Below are 12668 nucleotides of genomic sequence, written 5' to 3' on the forward strand. Positions count from 1 at the left end.
CTAAACGACACCGGAGTGCCGGACGCAGCGAGGTTCCGCTGCCTGGAACAAGGTCTCTTCTCTCTCAGCCAAAAGTAGCCATGCACGAACAATACACGCCCCGTGATATCGAAGCCGCCGCCCAGAAGTTCTGGGACGAGCAACAATCGTTCGCTGTTACCGAACAGCCAGGCAAAGACACCTACTATTGCCTATCGATGTTCCCGTACCCGAGCGGCAAGCTACACATGGGCCACGTGCGCAACTACACCATCGGTGACGTGATTGCCCGCTACCAGCGCATGCTGGGCAAGAACGTCCTGCAGCCGATGGGCTGGGACGCTTTCGGCATGCCCGCGGAAAACGCGGCGATGAAAAACAACGTCGCCCCGGCCAAGTGGACGTACGAAAACATCGACTACATGAAGACCCAGCTCAAGAGCCTGGGCCTGGCCATCGACTGGGCACGTGAAGTCACCACCTGCAAACCCGACTATTACCGTTGGGAGCAGTGGCTGTTCACCCGCCTGTTCGAAAAAGGCATCATCTACCGCAAGAACGGTACCGTGAACTGGGACCCGGCGGACCAGACCGTACTGGCCAACGAACAAGTCATCGACGGCCGTGGCTGGCGTTCGGGCGCGCTGATCGAGAAGCGCGAAATCCCGATGTACTACTTCCGCATCACCGATTACGCCGACGAGCTGCTGGAGAGCCTCGACGAGCTGCCGGGCTGGCCTGAGCAGGTCAAGACCATGCAGCGCAACTGGATCGGCAAATCGCGCGGCATGGAAGTCCAGTTCCCGTACGACCAGGCCAGCATCGGCCACGAAGGCACCCTCAAGGTCTTCACCACCCGTCCGGACACGCTGATGGGCGCCACCTATGTCGCCGTCGCCGCCGAGCACCCGCTGGCCACCCAGGCTGCGCAGGGCAACCCGGCGTTGCAGGCATTCATCGATGAATGCAAGAGCGGCAGCGTTGCCGAAGCCGACATGGCCACCCAGGAGAAGAAAGGCATGGCCACTTCCCTGCTGGTCGAGCACCCGCTCACTGGCGAGAAGCTGCCAGTATGGGTGGCCAACTACGTGCTGATGCACTACGGCGATGGCGCGGTAATGGCCGTGCCGGCCCACGACGAGCGCGACTTCGAGTTCGCCCACAAGTACAACTTGCCGGTCAAGGCCGTGGTGCGCACCAGCGCTGGCGATGAAGTCGGCAGCGAGTGGCAGGCAGCCTATGGTGAGCACGGCCAGCTGATCAACTCCGCCGAGTTCGACGGCCTGGACTTTGCTGGCGCCTTCGACGCCATCGAAGCGGCCCTGATCCGCAAGGAACTGGGCAAATCGCGTACACAGTTCCGCCTGCGCGACTGGGGTATCAGCCGCCAGCGCTACTGGGGCTGCCCGATCCCGATCATCCACTGCCCGTCCTGCGGCGACGTCCCGGTGCCGGAAGACCAGCTGCCGGTCACCCTGCCGGAGAACGTGGTGCCGGACGGCGCCGGTTCGCCACTGGCACGCATGCCTGAATTCTACGAATGCAGCTGCCCGAAATGCGGTGCTGCGGCCAAGCGCGAAACCGACACCATGGACACCTTCGTCGAGTCGTCCTGGTACTTCGCCCGCTACGCCTCGCCAAACTACGACAAAGGCCTGGTCGACCCCAAAGCCGCCAACCACTGGCTGCCGGTAGATCAGTACATCGGCGGTATCGAACACGCGATCCTGCACCTGCTGTACGCGCGCTTCTTCCACAAGCTGATGCGTGACGAAGGCCTGGTCACCTCGAACGAGCCATTCAAGAACCTGCTGACCCAGGGCATGGTGGTCGCCGAAACCTACTACCGCGTTGCCAGCAACGGCGGCAAGGACTGGTTCAACCCGGCCGATGTCGAAATCGAGCGTGATGCCAAAGCCAAGATCATTGGCGCCCGCCTGAAGACCGACGGCTTGCCGGTGGAAATCGGTGGCACCGAGAAAATGTCGAAGTCGAAAAACAACGGCGTCGACCCGCAGTCCATGATCGAAGCCTACGGCGCCGACACCTGCCGCCTGTTCATGATGTTCGCCTCGCCGCCCGACATGAGCCTGGAATGGTCCGACTCCGGCGTCGAAGGTGCCAGCCGCTTCCTGCGCCGGGTCTGGCGCCTGGCTCAGGCTCACGTCAGCCAGGGCCTGCCAGGCAAGCTGGATGTTGCCGCCCTGGACGACGCGCAAAAGGTCATCCGCCGCGCCATTCACGCTGCCATCAAGCAGGCCAGCACCGACGTGGGCCAGTTCCACAAGTTCAATACCGCCATCGCCCAGGTGATGACCGTGATGAACGTGCTGGAAAAGGCCCCGCAAGCCACCGAACAGGACCGCGCCCTGCTGCAGGAAGGCCTGGAAGCCGTCACCCTGCTGCTGGCGCCGATCACTCCGCACATCTCTCACGCGCTGTGGCAGCACCTGGGCCACGCAGGCTCGGTGATCGATGCCGCCTGGCCAAGCGTCGACGAACAGGCGCTGGTGCAGGACTCCATTACCTTGGTGGTTCAGGTCAACGGTAAACTGCGCGGCCAGGTCGAGATGCCTGCCGCTGCCAGCCGCGAAGAAGTCGAAGCCGCTGCCCGCAGCAACGAGAATGTCCTGCGCTTCATCGATGGCCTGACCATCCGCAAGGTCATCGTGGTACCGGGCAAGCTGGTCAACATCGTCGCCAACTGATGAAAACGCCCACCCGCATCGATTGCGGGTGGGCGGAACAGGCCCAAAAGGGAGCAACAACATGATCAAACGCAATTTGCTGGTAATCGGCCTGGCGGTCATGCTCAGCGCCTGCGGTTTCCAGCTGCGCGGCACCGGCGCCACCGAGCTGAGCGTGAAGGAAATGGACGTCAGCGCGCGCAATGCCTATGGCCCGACCGTGCTCCAGCTGCGTGAAGTGCTGGAACGTAGCGGCGTCAACGTGCACGCCGGCGCACCGTATCGCCTGGTGCTGACCAACGAACAGGAGCGCGAGCGCTCGGCGACCTACAACAGCGGCAACCGTACCGCCGAGTACGAGCTGACCACCAAGCTGGACTACAGCATCCTGGGCCTGAACAACCTGGAGCTGATGAGCGACAAGCTGGAGGTGCGCAAGGTCTACGTGCGTGACGGCTCGAACATCACCGGCTCCGAGCAGGAAGCCAAACGCGCCCGCGAAGAAATGCGCCGCGACCTGGTCAACGCCATGGTCGTACGTTTGCAGATGCTGTCCCCGTCCCAACTGGATGAGCTGCAGCGTAAAGCAGACGAGCGCGCCCAAGCCGAAGCTGCCGCGCTGGAGGCTGCCCGCCGCCAGCAAGCCGAGACGCCTCAGCAATCGCCACTGGAAGTACCGGGCAACTAAGCCCGCGAGGGGCGCCCTCGGGCGCCCCACCTGTTCCCCATGAAACTTGCCCCCGCCCAACTCAACAAGCACCTGCAAGGCGCCTTGGCACCGGTCTACGTGGTCAGCGGCGACGACCCGCTGCTGTGCCAGGAAGCCGCCGACGCCATCCGCAATGCCGCGCGTCAGCAAGGTTTCGATGAACGCCAGGTATTCAGTGCCGACGCCAACTTCGACTGGGGCACCCTGCTCCAGGCCGGTGCAAGCCTGTCGCTGTTCGCCCAGCGCCGCCTGCTGGAACTGCGCCTGCCCTCGGGCAAGCCCGGTGACAAGGGTGCCGCTGCGCTGATGGAATACTGCGCCAACCCCGCCGAAGACACGCTGCTGCTGATCAGCCTGCCCAAGCTCGACAGCAGTGCGCAGAAGACCAAGTGGGGCAAGGCATTGATCGAAGGCACCCATTGCCAGTTCATCCAGATCTGGCCGGTGGATGTGCACCAGCTCCCGCAGTGGATCAACCAGCGCCTGCAACAGGCCGGCCTGTCAGCCCAGCGTGATGCCGTCGACCTGATTGCCGCGCGCGTGGAAGGCAACCTGCTGGCAGCCGCGCAGGAAATCGAAAAACTCAAGCTGCTGGCCGAAGGCAGCCAGATCACCGTGGAAACCGTACAGGCTGCCGTCGCCGACAGTGCCCGCTTCGATGTCTTCGGCCTGGTCGATGCCATTCTCAACGGCGAGGCTGCGCATGCCCTGCGTATGCTCGAAGGCTTGCGCGGTGAAGGTGTGGAGCCGCCAGTCATCCTCTGGGCCTTGGCCCGTGAGCTGCGCCAACTGGCGGGGCTAGCCCAGCAGTTCAGCCAAGGCGTGCCATTGGACAAAGCGTTCAGCCAGGCCCGCCCGCCCATCTGGGACAAACGCCGACCGCTGGTCAGCAAGGCCCTGCAGCGCCTCTCGGCGCAGCGTTGGGCGCAACTGCTGCAGGATGCCCAGCGAATCGATGCGCAGATCAAAGGGCAGGCTGAAGGTTCGCCGTGGATTGGCCTGGCGCGGCTGTCGCTGTTGATGGCTGGCCAGCGCCTGGCCCTCCCTCCCGAGTAACTGCGGCCGTCGTAGGAGCGGGTTTACCCGCGAATAGGCCGGACCTGCTAATCAATCTCCACCCACCGTTCATCGTTGCCGCCGCCACCGTATTCGCGGGTAAACCCGCTCCTACACATAGGCACCAGCGCCTCGACCATATACACAATCAATTGGCCCCCACCCTTCGGGGGGCCTACAGTGCGCCCGAAACTCACCCAACCCGGGAAGCCCACCATGAGCAAAAAGCCGAAAAAGCACGGCCCCAACAAGGCCAAGTCCATCGTTGCCCAGCCACTGTTCCGCTGCCGCCAGGAACAACCGAACAAGGGCAAAGGCAGCTACCGCCGCGAAGCCTTCCAATCGAGAGATTGGGAGGCTTCCTACTTTTTGGCTGCATGAAAGCATCGCAAGCGCAGGCATGATATGGTCGTCACCTGACCTGCAACTCTGGATCTGTGCATGCTCTTCCGTCTTATCCCCCGCTGGGAAACCCGCCAGCTGATCGCGGCCTCCAGCTTCATTCTGCTCGTGGCCTGTGCGGAAAAGCCCACCGCCGCCGACGCGCTGCCGCTGGCCCCTGCCCAACCCAATCCCGTGGTGACCGTGCCCGGCGCAACGCCCGACGTCAGCACTGACATCCAGCCCCTGCAAACCTTCGCCCAATGGCAAGCGGGCTTCCGCGAGCAGGCCCTGCAAGCCGGCATTTCGCCGAGCACCTTCGACCGCGCCTTCCTCGGTGTCACCCCCGACCTGGACGTGATCAAGGCAGACCGCAGCCAGCCGGAGTTCACCCGCCCGGTGTGGGAATACCTCGAAGGCGCCCTGTCGCCCCTGCGTGTGCGCATCGGCAAGAAGCTGCTGGAGCAGAACGCCGAGCTGCTGACTCGCCTTGAGCAACGCTATGGCGTGGACCGCCAGGTGCTGGTCGCGGTATGGGGCATGGAAAGCAACTTCGGCCAGTTCCAGGGCAGCAAGTCGGTGATCCGCTCGCTGGCCACTTTGGCCTATGAGGGCCGCCGCCCACAGTTCGCCCAGGATCAGCTGATTGCCGCGCTGCAGATCATCCAGCACGGAGACATCCAGCCTGAAGCCATGCGTGGCTCGTGGGCCGGCGCCATGGGCCAGACCCAGTTCATCCCGACCACCTACAACACCCATGCCGTGGACTTCGACGGCGATGGCCGCCGCGACATCTGGAACAGCACACCAGACGCCCTGGCCTCAACAGCGCACTACCTGCAGAGTTCGGGCTGGAAACGCGGCCAACCGTGGGGCTTCGAGGTACAGGTGCCGGCCGGCTTCGACTTCTGGCAGGCCGATGGTGCACTGCGCAAACCGGTGAGTGAATGGCTGGCGATGGGCGTGAAACTGCCAGCGGGTACCCAGCTGCCGGCAGGTAGCAACCAGCTGTCTGCCGCCCTGCTGCTGCCGGCCGGTGCACGCGGCCCGGCGTTCCTGGTGCTGGACAACTTCCGCGCCATCCTCAAATACAACAACTCGTCGTCCTATGCCCTGGCGGTGAGCCTGCTCGGGGATCGCTTCAGCGGCTGGGGCTTCATTGCCGGCAGCTGGCCGAAAGAGGACCTGCCGCTCAGCCGCACCGAGCGCATGGAGTTGCAGAACTTGCTGAACAGCCGCGGGCATGATGCGGGTAATGCCGATGGCATTATCGGGGCCAATACCCGCAAGGCAATCCGCAATGCCCAGCAAGGGCTGGGATGGCCGGCGGATGGCTACCCGACCCACAAGCTGCTTGAGAGCCTGCGGCAGCAGTAGGCATTTCGGGGCCGCTGCGCGGCCCCGGTAATCTCACGCCCTGAACAGATCCTGCTCCAGCACCAGTGTTTGCTGAACACTGTCCAGCCTCACCCGAGCCCCCAGGGGCAAGCATACATTCGGGTCACAGTGCCCACTGCGCCAACCCGCCAGCACCGGCACACCCAGCGGTGCAAACGTATCCTCCAGCAACGGCGTCAGCGCCGCTGTGGTAATCCCGGCAAAGTCGCCCACCAGCACGCCCTTGACCCCCTCCAGCTTGCCTGCCAGGCGTAACTGGGTCAGCAGCCGATCCACCCGGTACAACGGCTCGTTTACGTCCTCGATGAACAGGATGCAGCCCTGGGTATCCAGCTCGGCAAGGGTCCCCATGGTCGCCCCCAGCATCGACAGGTTGCCCCCCAGCAACGGTCCGCTGGCCACCCCCGGCAGCACGCAGTCCAATGCGAAGCCCGCCGGGTGCGCGACCTGCTCGCCTGCCCTCACATGCCCACCCAGTTGCGCCAGCAACGACGACTCGGTCGGTGGCAATTTGGCCCCCAACAGGTCGGCATTGAGCATTCCCCCATGGAAGGTCAGCAGCCCGGCATGCCGGTAGATCGCCGTATGCAGTGCGGTGATGTCGCTGTAGCCGATCAGCGGCTTGGGGTTGCGCCGGATCAGTTCAAAGTCGAGCTGGTCAAGCAGGCGCATGCTGCCGTAGCCCCCACGCATGCACAGGATGGCGTCCATGGCCGGATCGGCAAACGCTGCATGCAGGTCCTGCAGGCGCTGCTGGTCCGGCCCCGCCAGGTAGCCCTGCGCCTGCAGGGCACCCGGGTAGATATGGCAACGGTAGCCGCGGTCAACGAACCACTGGCTAACCTTGTGCGCATCAAGCCGCGCCGCGCCCGCCGGGGCGACAATGGCAAAACATGCGTTGGCCGGCAGCGCGGCTGGCAGGGTGGGTTGGAAGGTTTTGGCGCAGTACATCGCGGCTCCTTGCAGCGCATGGGACACAAACAAAAATGCCGATGCCGCCCTTGGGCGCGCATCGGCATCTGTGGCTCCGCTCTAGGCTAGAGCATAGCTCAGAGCTTGATCTTGGCTTCGTGGGCCTGCTGGTCGGCGTGGTACGAAGAACGCACCAGCGGGCCAGAAGCAACGTTCTTGAAGCCCATCTTGTAACCTTCCTCGGCGAACCAGGCAAAGGTGTCCGGGTGAACGAAACGCTGCACCGGCAAGTGGCTGCGCGACGGCTGCAGGTACTGGCCGAGGGTGAGCATGTCGATGTCATGCTCGCGCATGCGGTGCATCACTTCGATCACTTCCTCGTCGGTTTCGCCCAGGCCGAGCATCAGGCCCGACTTGGTCGGTACGTGCGGCACCAACTGCTTGAACTTCTGCAGCAAGTCCAGCGACCAGTCATAGTCCGAACCCGGGCGCGCGGCCTTGTACAGGCGCGGTACGGTCTCGAGGTTGTGGTTGAACACATCCGGCGGCTCTTGCGCGGTGATCTCCAGGGCAACGTCCATACGGCCACGGTAGTCCGGCACCAAGGTCTCCAACTGCACGCCCGGCGACAGCGCGCGGATTTCCCGGATGCAGTCAGCAAAGTGCTGGGCACCACCGTCACGCAGGTCGTCGCGGTCCACCGAGGTGATCACCACATACTTCAGGCGCAGGTCGGCAATGGCAACAGCCAGGTTTTTCGGCTCGTCCAGATCCAGCGGCTTCGGTCGGCCGTGGCCAACGTCGCAGAACGGGCAACGACGGGTGCAGATGTCACCCATGATCATGAAGGTGGCGGTACCACCCGAGAAGCACTCGCCCAGGTTCGGGCAGGAGGCCTCTTCGCACACGCTGTGCAGTTTGTGCTTGCGCAGCAGTTGTTTGATGCGGTCTACCTCGGGCGACACCGGGATACGCACGCGAATCCAGTCGGGCTTCTTGGGTAGCTCATCGGTAGGGATGATCTTCACCGGGATGCGCGCGACTTTGTCGGCACCACGCAGCTTGACCCCAGCTTCCACCTTCTTCGGCGCTGGGCGCGGGGTGGCATCCTGGGTAGGTATCAGGTTCGGCACGGCTTCTTGCACAGTTGTCATATTCAGTCGATTCCGCCCGTGAGGGTCGTCTGCTCAGCGTAGTCGAGGTGCTTGACCAGCTGTCCGCGCAGCCTTGTCCTGACCTCGTCGAGTTCGATCGGGCCTGCCAGGTCGCGCAGCTGGGTCATCGCCAGCCCCGCATAGCCGCAGGGGTTGATTCGGCGGAATGGCGCAAGGTCCATGTCCACGTTCAGGGCAAGGCCGTGAAACGAACGGCCGTTGCGAATTCGCAGGCCGAGGGAGGCGATTTTCGCTCCGTCGACATAGACACCCGGGGCATCGGGCTTGGCAGACGCCTGAACAGCATAGCTGGCGAGCAGGTCGATGAGGGCCAGCTCGATACGGCTGACCAGCTCACGCACGCCAAAGCCCAGCCGGCGCACATCCAGCAGCAGGTAGGCCACCAGCTGCCCGGGGCCATGGTAGGTGACCTGGCCGCCGCGGTCGGTCTGCACCACCGGAATGTCGCCCGGCACCAGCAGGTGCTCGGCCTTGCCGGCCTGCCCCTGGGTGAAGACCGCAGGGTGCTCGACCAGCCAGATTTCATCCTGGCTGTCCGGGCTGCGCTGCTCGGTAAAACGACGCATGGCCTCCAGCACCGGTTCATAGGGCTGCAGGCCAAGCTCGCGAAAACCGAGGCAGGCGGACATCAAAGCACCATTTTCACGATGCCGGTAGCGCGCAGGGCGCTGTTGATATCGTGCAGCTGGTTCTCGCTTTCGGCAACGATGTGCAATTGCACGGTGGTGTACTTGCCTTCCTTGCTCTGGCGTTCGGCCAGGGTGGAAAGGTCGACTTTGGCGTGCTTGCTGAGCACCTCGATGACCATGTCCTTGAAACCGACAACGGTGTCACCAATGACCTTGATCGGGTAATCGTCGCAAGGGAATTCGATCTTGTGCGACTTGACGTCTGGTTCGCTCATGGCGGAAACGGCCTCGTAAGCCGTGGCAACAACAACACCCCCGCGGTAGGCGCGGGGGCATGCAGGTCACGTATCAGTTGAACAACCCGTAGAAGAATAGACGGATGCTATCCCACATACGGCGGAAGAAACCACCTTCCTCGACGCCATCAAGGGCGATCAGGTCGGCGCTGTGAATCACTTTTTCGTCCAGTTTGACTTCCACTTTGCCGATCACGTCACCTTTGGCGATCGGTGCGGTGAGCTGCGGGTTCATGGTCATCGAAGCCTGCAGGCGCTTCAATTGGCCTTTAGGCATAGTCATGGTCAGGTCGTCAGCCAGGCCAGCCTTGACCTGGCTGGTAGCACCCTTCCAAACCGGCGCCTGGGTCAGCTCGGTGCCTTTCTGGTAGAAGGTCTGGGTTTCGAAGAAGCGGAAACCGTAGGTCAGCAGCTTCTGGGTTTCGGCAGCACGCGATTGCTCGCTGTTGGTACCGAACACCACGGCGATCAGGCGCTGGCCGTCACGAACGGCCGAAGCCACCATGCAGTAGCCGGCTTCGTCGGTGTGACCGGTTTTCAGGCCATCGACGGTCTTGTCACGCCACAGCAGCAGGTTGCGGTTAGGCTGCTTGATGTTGTTCCAGAAGAACTCTTTCTGCGAGTAGATGGCGTAGTGGGCCGGGTCGACGTTGATGATCGCACGGGCCAGGGTCGCCATGTCGTGCGCCGACGAGTAATGCTCGGGGTGCGGCAGACCGGTCGGGTTCATGAAGTGGCTGTTGGTCATGCCCAGGTCGGCAGCCGTCTTGTTCATCATGTCGGCAAAGGCGTCTTCGCTGCCGGCGATGTGCTCGGCCAGGGCGACCGAGGCGTCGTTACCGGACTGGATGATGATGCCGTGCAGCAGGTCGCTGACCGTTACCTGGCTACCAACCTTGATGAACATGCGCGAACCGCCGGTACGCCAGGCGTTTTCGCTGACGGTAACCGGGTCGCTTTCACCGATCTGGCCGCGGCGGATGTCCAGGGTGGCGATATAGGCGGTCATCAGCTTGGTCAGGCTGGCTGGCGGCAGGCGCTCGTCACCGTTGTTCTCGACCAGCACGTTGCCGCTGGACGCGTCCATGAGTACGTAGGACTTGGCTGCCAGTTGCGGTGGCGCCGGCGTCATCTGCTCCGCCGCGAAGGCGGCAGGCGTGATCAGCAGCAGTACAGGCAGGCAAAGTCGTTTGGCAAGGTTGGTGATGTTCATCCGTCTCTCGAAAATCGCTAATGGTCTGAGATGTTCCCTGGGCAAGATCATGTGCCCAGCGCCAGTCAGTCTAGTTTTATGGCCAATGGCCTGGCCCGCGAACGTGCGGCTTTATGTCGCTGCGGGCAAAAGCGGTCATTGTACATGGCCGCGACCGGCAATTCATGACAAAACCGATAGTTTGGTGTTGCCGTCTTCGCAGGCGCGCCCGCTCCCACAGTCAGTCTGCTGTGACCAGCTTTGCCTGCCCCAAGTTCGCCAGGCGAATGCTGTCTTGTGCTTGCTGGATCTCGCCCTGGCTGCCGATCGGCCCCAGGCGCACGCGGTGCAGGGTCTGCTGGTTACGCACGATCGAGCTGATGAACACGGGTGCATTGACCATGGTGCTGAGCTTGGCGCGCAGCAACTCGGCAGCGTCCGGGTTGGCGAACGCGCCTACCTGCAAGAAACTGCCACCGTTACCGCCGGGCACGTTGTTGCCACCCACCTGTACGGGTACCACGGGCGCTGCGTGCTGCTGTGGCGGCGGGGTCCACTGCTCGACCCGCCCGGTACTGGCCGGTATTGCCTGGGTCTGCGCCACTTGCGGCTCCTTCAGCACCATCGGCGGCGTTTGGCCGCGCTGAGCCCACCACTGCTGCGGATCGATACCCTCGACGCGCACATGCGCGGTGCCGATCTCGGCATAGCCGAGCTTTTTCGCGGCAGCATAGGACAAGTCGATGATTCGGTCGGAATAGAACGGGCCACGGTCGTTCACCCGAAGGATCACGCTGCGGCCGTTCGCCAGGTTGGTCACCCGCACATAGGCTGGCAGCGGCAGGGTCTTGTGCGCTGCGCTCATGCCATACAGGTCGTACAGCTCGCCGTTGGCAGTGTTCTGCCCGTGGAACTTGGTGCCGTACCACGATGCCGTACCCTCGGCGCGGTAGTTGCGCGAGTCCTGCATCGGGTAGTAGGTCTTGCCCAGCACGGTGTACGGGTTGGCCTTGTAGTTACCGGTGTGCACGGTCGGGGTGGCATCGGGGATCTTGTTCACATCCACGTCCCACCACGGTGCGCCGTCCTTGTGCGCCCGGTTGATGTCCAGGCCCGGCTGGCTGCGCACGACATTACCACTGCTTTTCGGGGCCGGGCGGTTGGAAGAGCAGCTGACCAGCGCCACACCGACGGCGAGGCAGGTGAGCAGCTTGAAAGCGTTGCCAGAGATGATTGCGCGCATTACTTGACGCCCCGTACTTGAACCAGCTGTTCCGCAAGCTGATGTACCGCCATGGCATACATCACGCTGCGGTTGTAGCGAGTGATCGCGTAGAAGTTCTTCAGGCCCATCCAGTACTCGGGGCCGCTCTCGCCCTCGAGACGGAAGGCGGTAACCGGCAGATCATCGCGCAGCGAATCATGAACCGACCAGCCAAGCGTACGCAACTCCCCTACCGTTTTCACCGGCTCGATGCCGGTGGTCAGGCCTTCGTCGGCGCGCTCACCTTCCACCCAGGCGCGACTGACCACACCCTCGCCGGCCACCCAGCCGTGGCGCTTGAAGTAGCTGGCCACGCTGCCGATGGCATCGTCAGGGTTGTTCCAGATATTGATATGGCCGTCCCCGTCGAAGTCCACCGCGTAGTTGCGGAAGCTGCTTGGCATGAACTGCGGCAGCCCCATGGCGCCGGCGTACGAGCCCTTGAGCGTCAAGGGATCAAGCTGCTCCTCACGGGCCAGCAGCAGGAACTCTCGCAGCTCCTTGCGGAAGAACTCGGCCCGTGGCGGGTAGTCGAAGCCCAGCGTCGACAGGGCGTCGATCACCCGGTAGTTGCCGGTATTGCGGCCAAAGAAGGTTTCCACGCCGATGATCGCGACAATGTACTGCGCAGGTACGCCGTACTCCTGCTCGGCACGTGCCAATACAGCCTCGTGCTGACGCCAGAAATCCACACCGCGAGCGATACGCGCATCGGTGATGAACATCGGCCGGTAGTCCTTCCACGGTTTGACCCGCTCGGCCGGGCGCGAGATGGCGTCGAGAATCGACTGCTTGCGCTGCACCTCACGAAACACACCCATCAGTTGCTCAGGCGCAAAACCATAGTCGCGGCTCATTTCGCCAACAAACGCGGCTACCTCGGGCGAGCCGTCGTATTCGCCGGCATGGGCCAGCTGTACAGCGCCGAACAGGCCCACCGCACCGATCCAAGGCGCACAACGGGCAGCCCAGTTACGCACTGCTTGCATG

The 12668-nt window shown here is 63.2% G+C and carries 12 protein-coding genes; 5 read left to right on the forward strand and 7 right to left on the reverse strand.

Translation table 11 applies throughout. The annotated features are described in order from the left end of the window. The first annotated feature begins 80 nt into the window (after positions 1-80). From leuS to ACF8FB_RS05990, 5 genes are all read left to right on the forward strand, one after another. Complete coding sequence (gene leuS, locus ACF8FB_RS05970) at positions 81-2687, forward strand: leucine--tRNA ligase (RefSeq protein ID WP_004576918.1); 2607 nt, start codon at positions 81-83, stop codon at positions 2685-2687. A 61-nt stretch (positions 2688-2748) separates the two neighbouring features. Continuing rightward, a complete protein-coding gene (gene lptE, locus ACF8FB_RS05975) occupies positions 2749-3354 on the forward strand; it encodes an LPS assembly lipoprotein LptE (RefSeq protein ID WP_020193850.1) in 606 nt (201 codons plus the stop codon). A gap of 39 nt (positions 3355-3393) precedes the next feature. Continuing rightward, positions 3394-4431 carry a DNA polymerase III subunit delta gene (gene holA / locus ACF8FB_RS05980; RefSeq protein WP_014592530.1) on the forward strand — a complete coding sequence of 346 codons (1038 nt, stop codon included), beginning with the start codon at positions 3394-3396 and terminating at the stop codon, positions 4429-4431. Between the two features lie 216 nt (positions 4432-4647). Next, positions 4648-4812, forward strand: coding sequence for an alternative ribosome rescue factor ArfA (gene arfA, locus ACF8FB_RS05985; RefSeq protein WP_003249747.1), 165 nt, complete (start codon positions 4648-4650; stop codon positions 4810-4812). Positions 4813-4872: 60 nt separating this feature from the next. Next, entirely contained in the window at positions 4873-6189 is a 1317-nt protein-coding gene (locus ACF8FB_RS05990; protein ID WP_392511121.1) for a lytic murein transglycosylase, read from the forward strand. 33 nt (positions 6190-6222) lie between these two features. Here ACF8FB_RS05990 and ACF8FB_RS05995 read toward each other — a convergent pair whose 3' ends face one another. The 7 genes from ACF8FB_RS05995 to mltB all read right to left on the reverse strand — a co-directional run bounded on the left by ACF8FB_RS05995 (position 6223) and on the right by mltB (position 12667). Next, positions 6223-7161, reverse strand: a complete 939-nt coding sequence (locus ACF8FB_RS05995) for an LD-carboxypeptidase (RefSeq protein ID WP_108079325.1) — start codon at positions 7159-7161, stop codon at positions 6223-6225. A 98-nt stretch (positions 7162-7259) separates the two neighbouring features. Next, positions 7260-8276 carry a lipoyl synthase gene (gene lipA / locus ACF8FB_RS06000; protein WP_003249742.1) on the reverse strand — a complete coding sequence of 339 codons (1017 nt, stop codon included), beginning with the start codon at positions 8274-8276 and terminating at the stop codon, positions 7260-7262. 2 nt (positions 8277-8278) lie between these two features. Further along, a complete protein-coding gene (lipB, locus tag ACF8FB_RS06005; protein WP_003249738.1) occupies positions 8279-8926 on the reverse strand; it encodes a lipoyl(octanoyl) transferase LipB in 648 nt (215 codons plus the stop codon). Beyond that, positions 8926-9201: a DUF493 domain-containing protein gene (locus tag ACF8FB_RS06010; protein ID WP_010955417.1), complete on the reverse strand. Its 276-nt coding sequence runs from the start codon at positions 9199-9201 to the stop codon at positions 8926-8928. Before ACF8FB_RS06010 ends, lipB begins: the two co-directional genes overlap by 1 nt. Positions 9202-9274: 73 nt before the next feature. Continuing rightward, positions 9275-10435: a D-alanyl-D-alanine carboxypeptidase family protein gene (locus ACF8FB_RS06015; RefSeq protein ID WP_010955418.1), complete on the reverse strand. Its 1161-nt coding sequence runs from the start codon at positions 10433-10435 to the stop codon at positions 9275-9277. Between the two features lie 220 nt (positions 10436-10655). Beyond that, positions 10656-11657: a septal ring lytic transglycosylase RlpA family protein gene (locus tag ACF8FB_RS06020; RefSeq protein ID WP_392510561.1), complete on the reverse strand. Its 1002-nt coding sequence runs from the start codon at positions 11655-11657 to the stop codon at positions 10656-10658. Continuing rightward, positions 11657-12667, reverse strand: coding sequence for a lytic murein transglycosylase B (mltB, locus tag ACF8FB_RS06025; protein WP_014592536.1), 1011 nt, complete (start codon positions 12665-12667; stop codon positions 11657-11659). Before mltB ends, ACF8FB_RS06020 begins: the two co-directional genes overlap by 1 nt. Position 12668 lies beyond the last annotated feature (1 nt).

The sequence above is a fragment of the Pseudomonas sp. yb_2 genome (genome assembly GCF_043103905.1).
GTDB classification, from domain to species: Bacteria; Pseudomonadota; Gammaproteobacteria; order Pseudomonadales; family Pseudomonadaceae; genus Aquipseudomonas; species Aquipseudomonas alloputida.

Excerpts from the sequence above, each read along its gene's own strand:
- lptE (WP_020193850.1), top strand. The coding sequence starts at position 2,749 with ATGATCAAACGCAATTTGCTGGTAATCGGCCTGGCGGTCATGCTCAGC.
- arfA (WP_003249747.1), top strand. The coding sequence starts at position 4,648 with ATGAGCAAAAAGCCGAAAAAGCACGGCCCCAACAAGGCCAAGTCCATC.
- leuS (WP_004576918.1), top strand. The coding sequence starts at position 81 with ATGCACGAACAATACACGCCCCGTGATATCGAAGCCGCCGCCCAGAAG.
- ACF8FB_RS06015 (WP_010955418.1), bottom strand. The coding sequence starts at position 10,435 with ATGAACATCACCAACCTTGCCAAACGACTTTGCCTGCCTGTACTGCTG.
- lipB (WP_003249738.1), bottom strand. The coding sequence starts at position 8,926 with ATGTCCGCCTGCCTCGGTTTTCGCGAGCTTGGCCTGCAGCCCTATGAA.
- holA (WP_014592530.1), top strand. The coding sequence starts at position 3,394 with ATGAAACTTGCCCCCGCCCAACTCAACAAGCACCTGCAAGGCGCCTTG.
- ACF8FB_RS05995 (WP_108079325.1), bottom strand. The coding sequence starts at position 7,161 with ATGTACTGCGCCAAAACCTTCCAACCCACCCTGCCAGCCGCGCTGCCG.
- ACF8FB_RS06020 (WP_392510561.1), bottom strand. The coding sequence starts at position 11,657 with ATGCGCGCAATCATCTCTGGCAACGCTTTCAAGCTGCTCACCTGCCTC.
- ACF8FB_RS06010 (WP_010955417.1), bottom strand. The coding sequence starts at position 9,201 with ATGAGCGAACCAGACGTCAAGTCGCACAAGATCGAATTCCCTTGCGAC.
- mltB (WP_014592536.1), bottom strand. The coding sequence starts at position 12,667 with ATGCAAGCAGTGCGTAACTGGGCTGCCCGTTGTGCGCCTTGGATCGGT.
- lipA (WP_003249742.1), bottom strand. The coding sequence starts at position 8,276 with ATGACAACTGTGCAAGAAGCCGTGCCGAACCTGATACCTACCCAGGAT.
- ACF8FB_RS05990 (WP_392511121.1), top strand. The coding sequence starts at position 4,873 with ATGCTCTTCCGTCTTATCCCCCGCTGGGAAACCCGCCAGCTGATCGCG.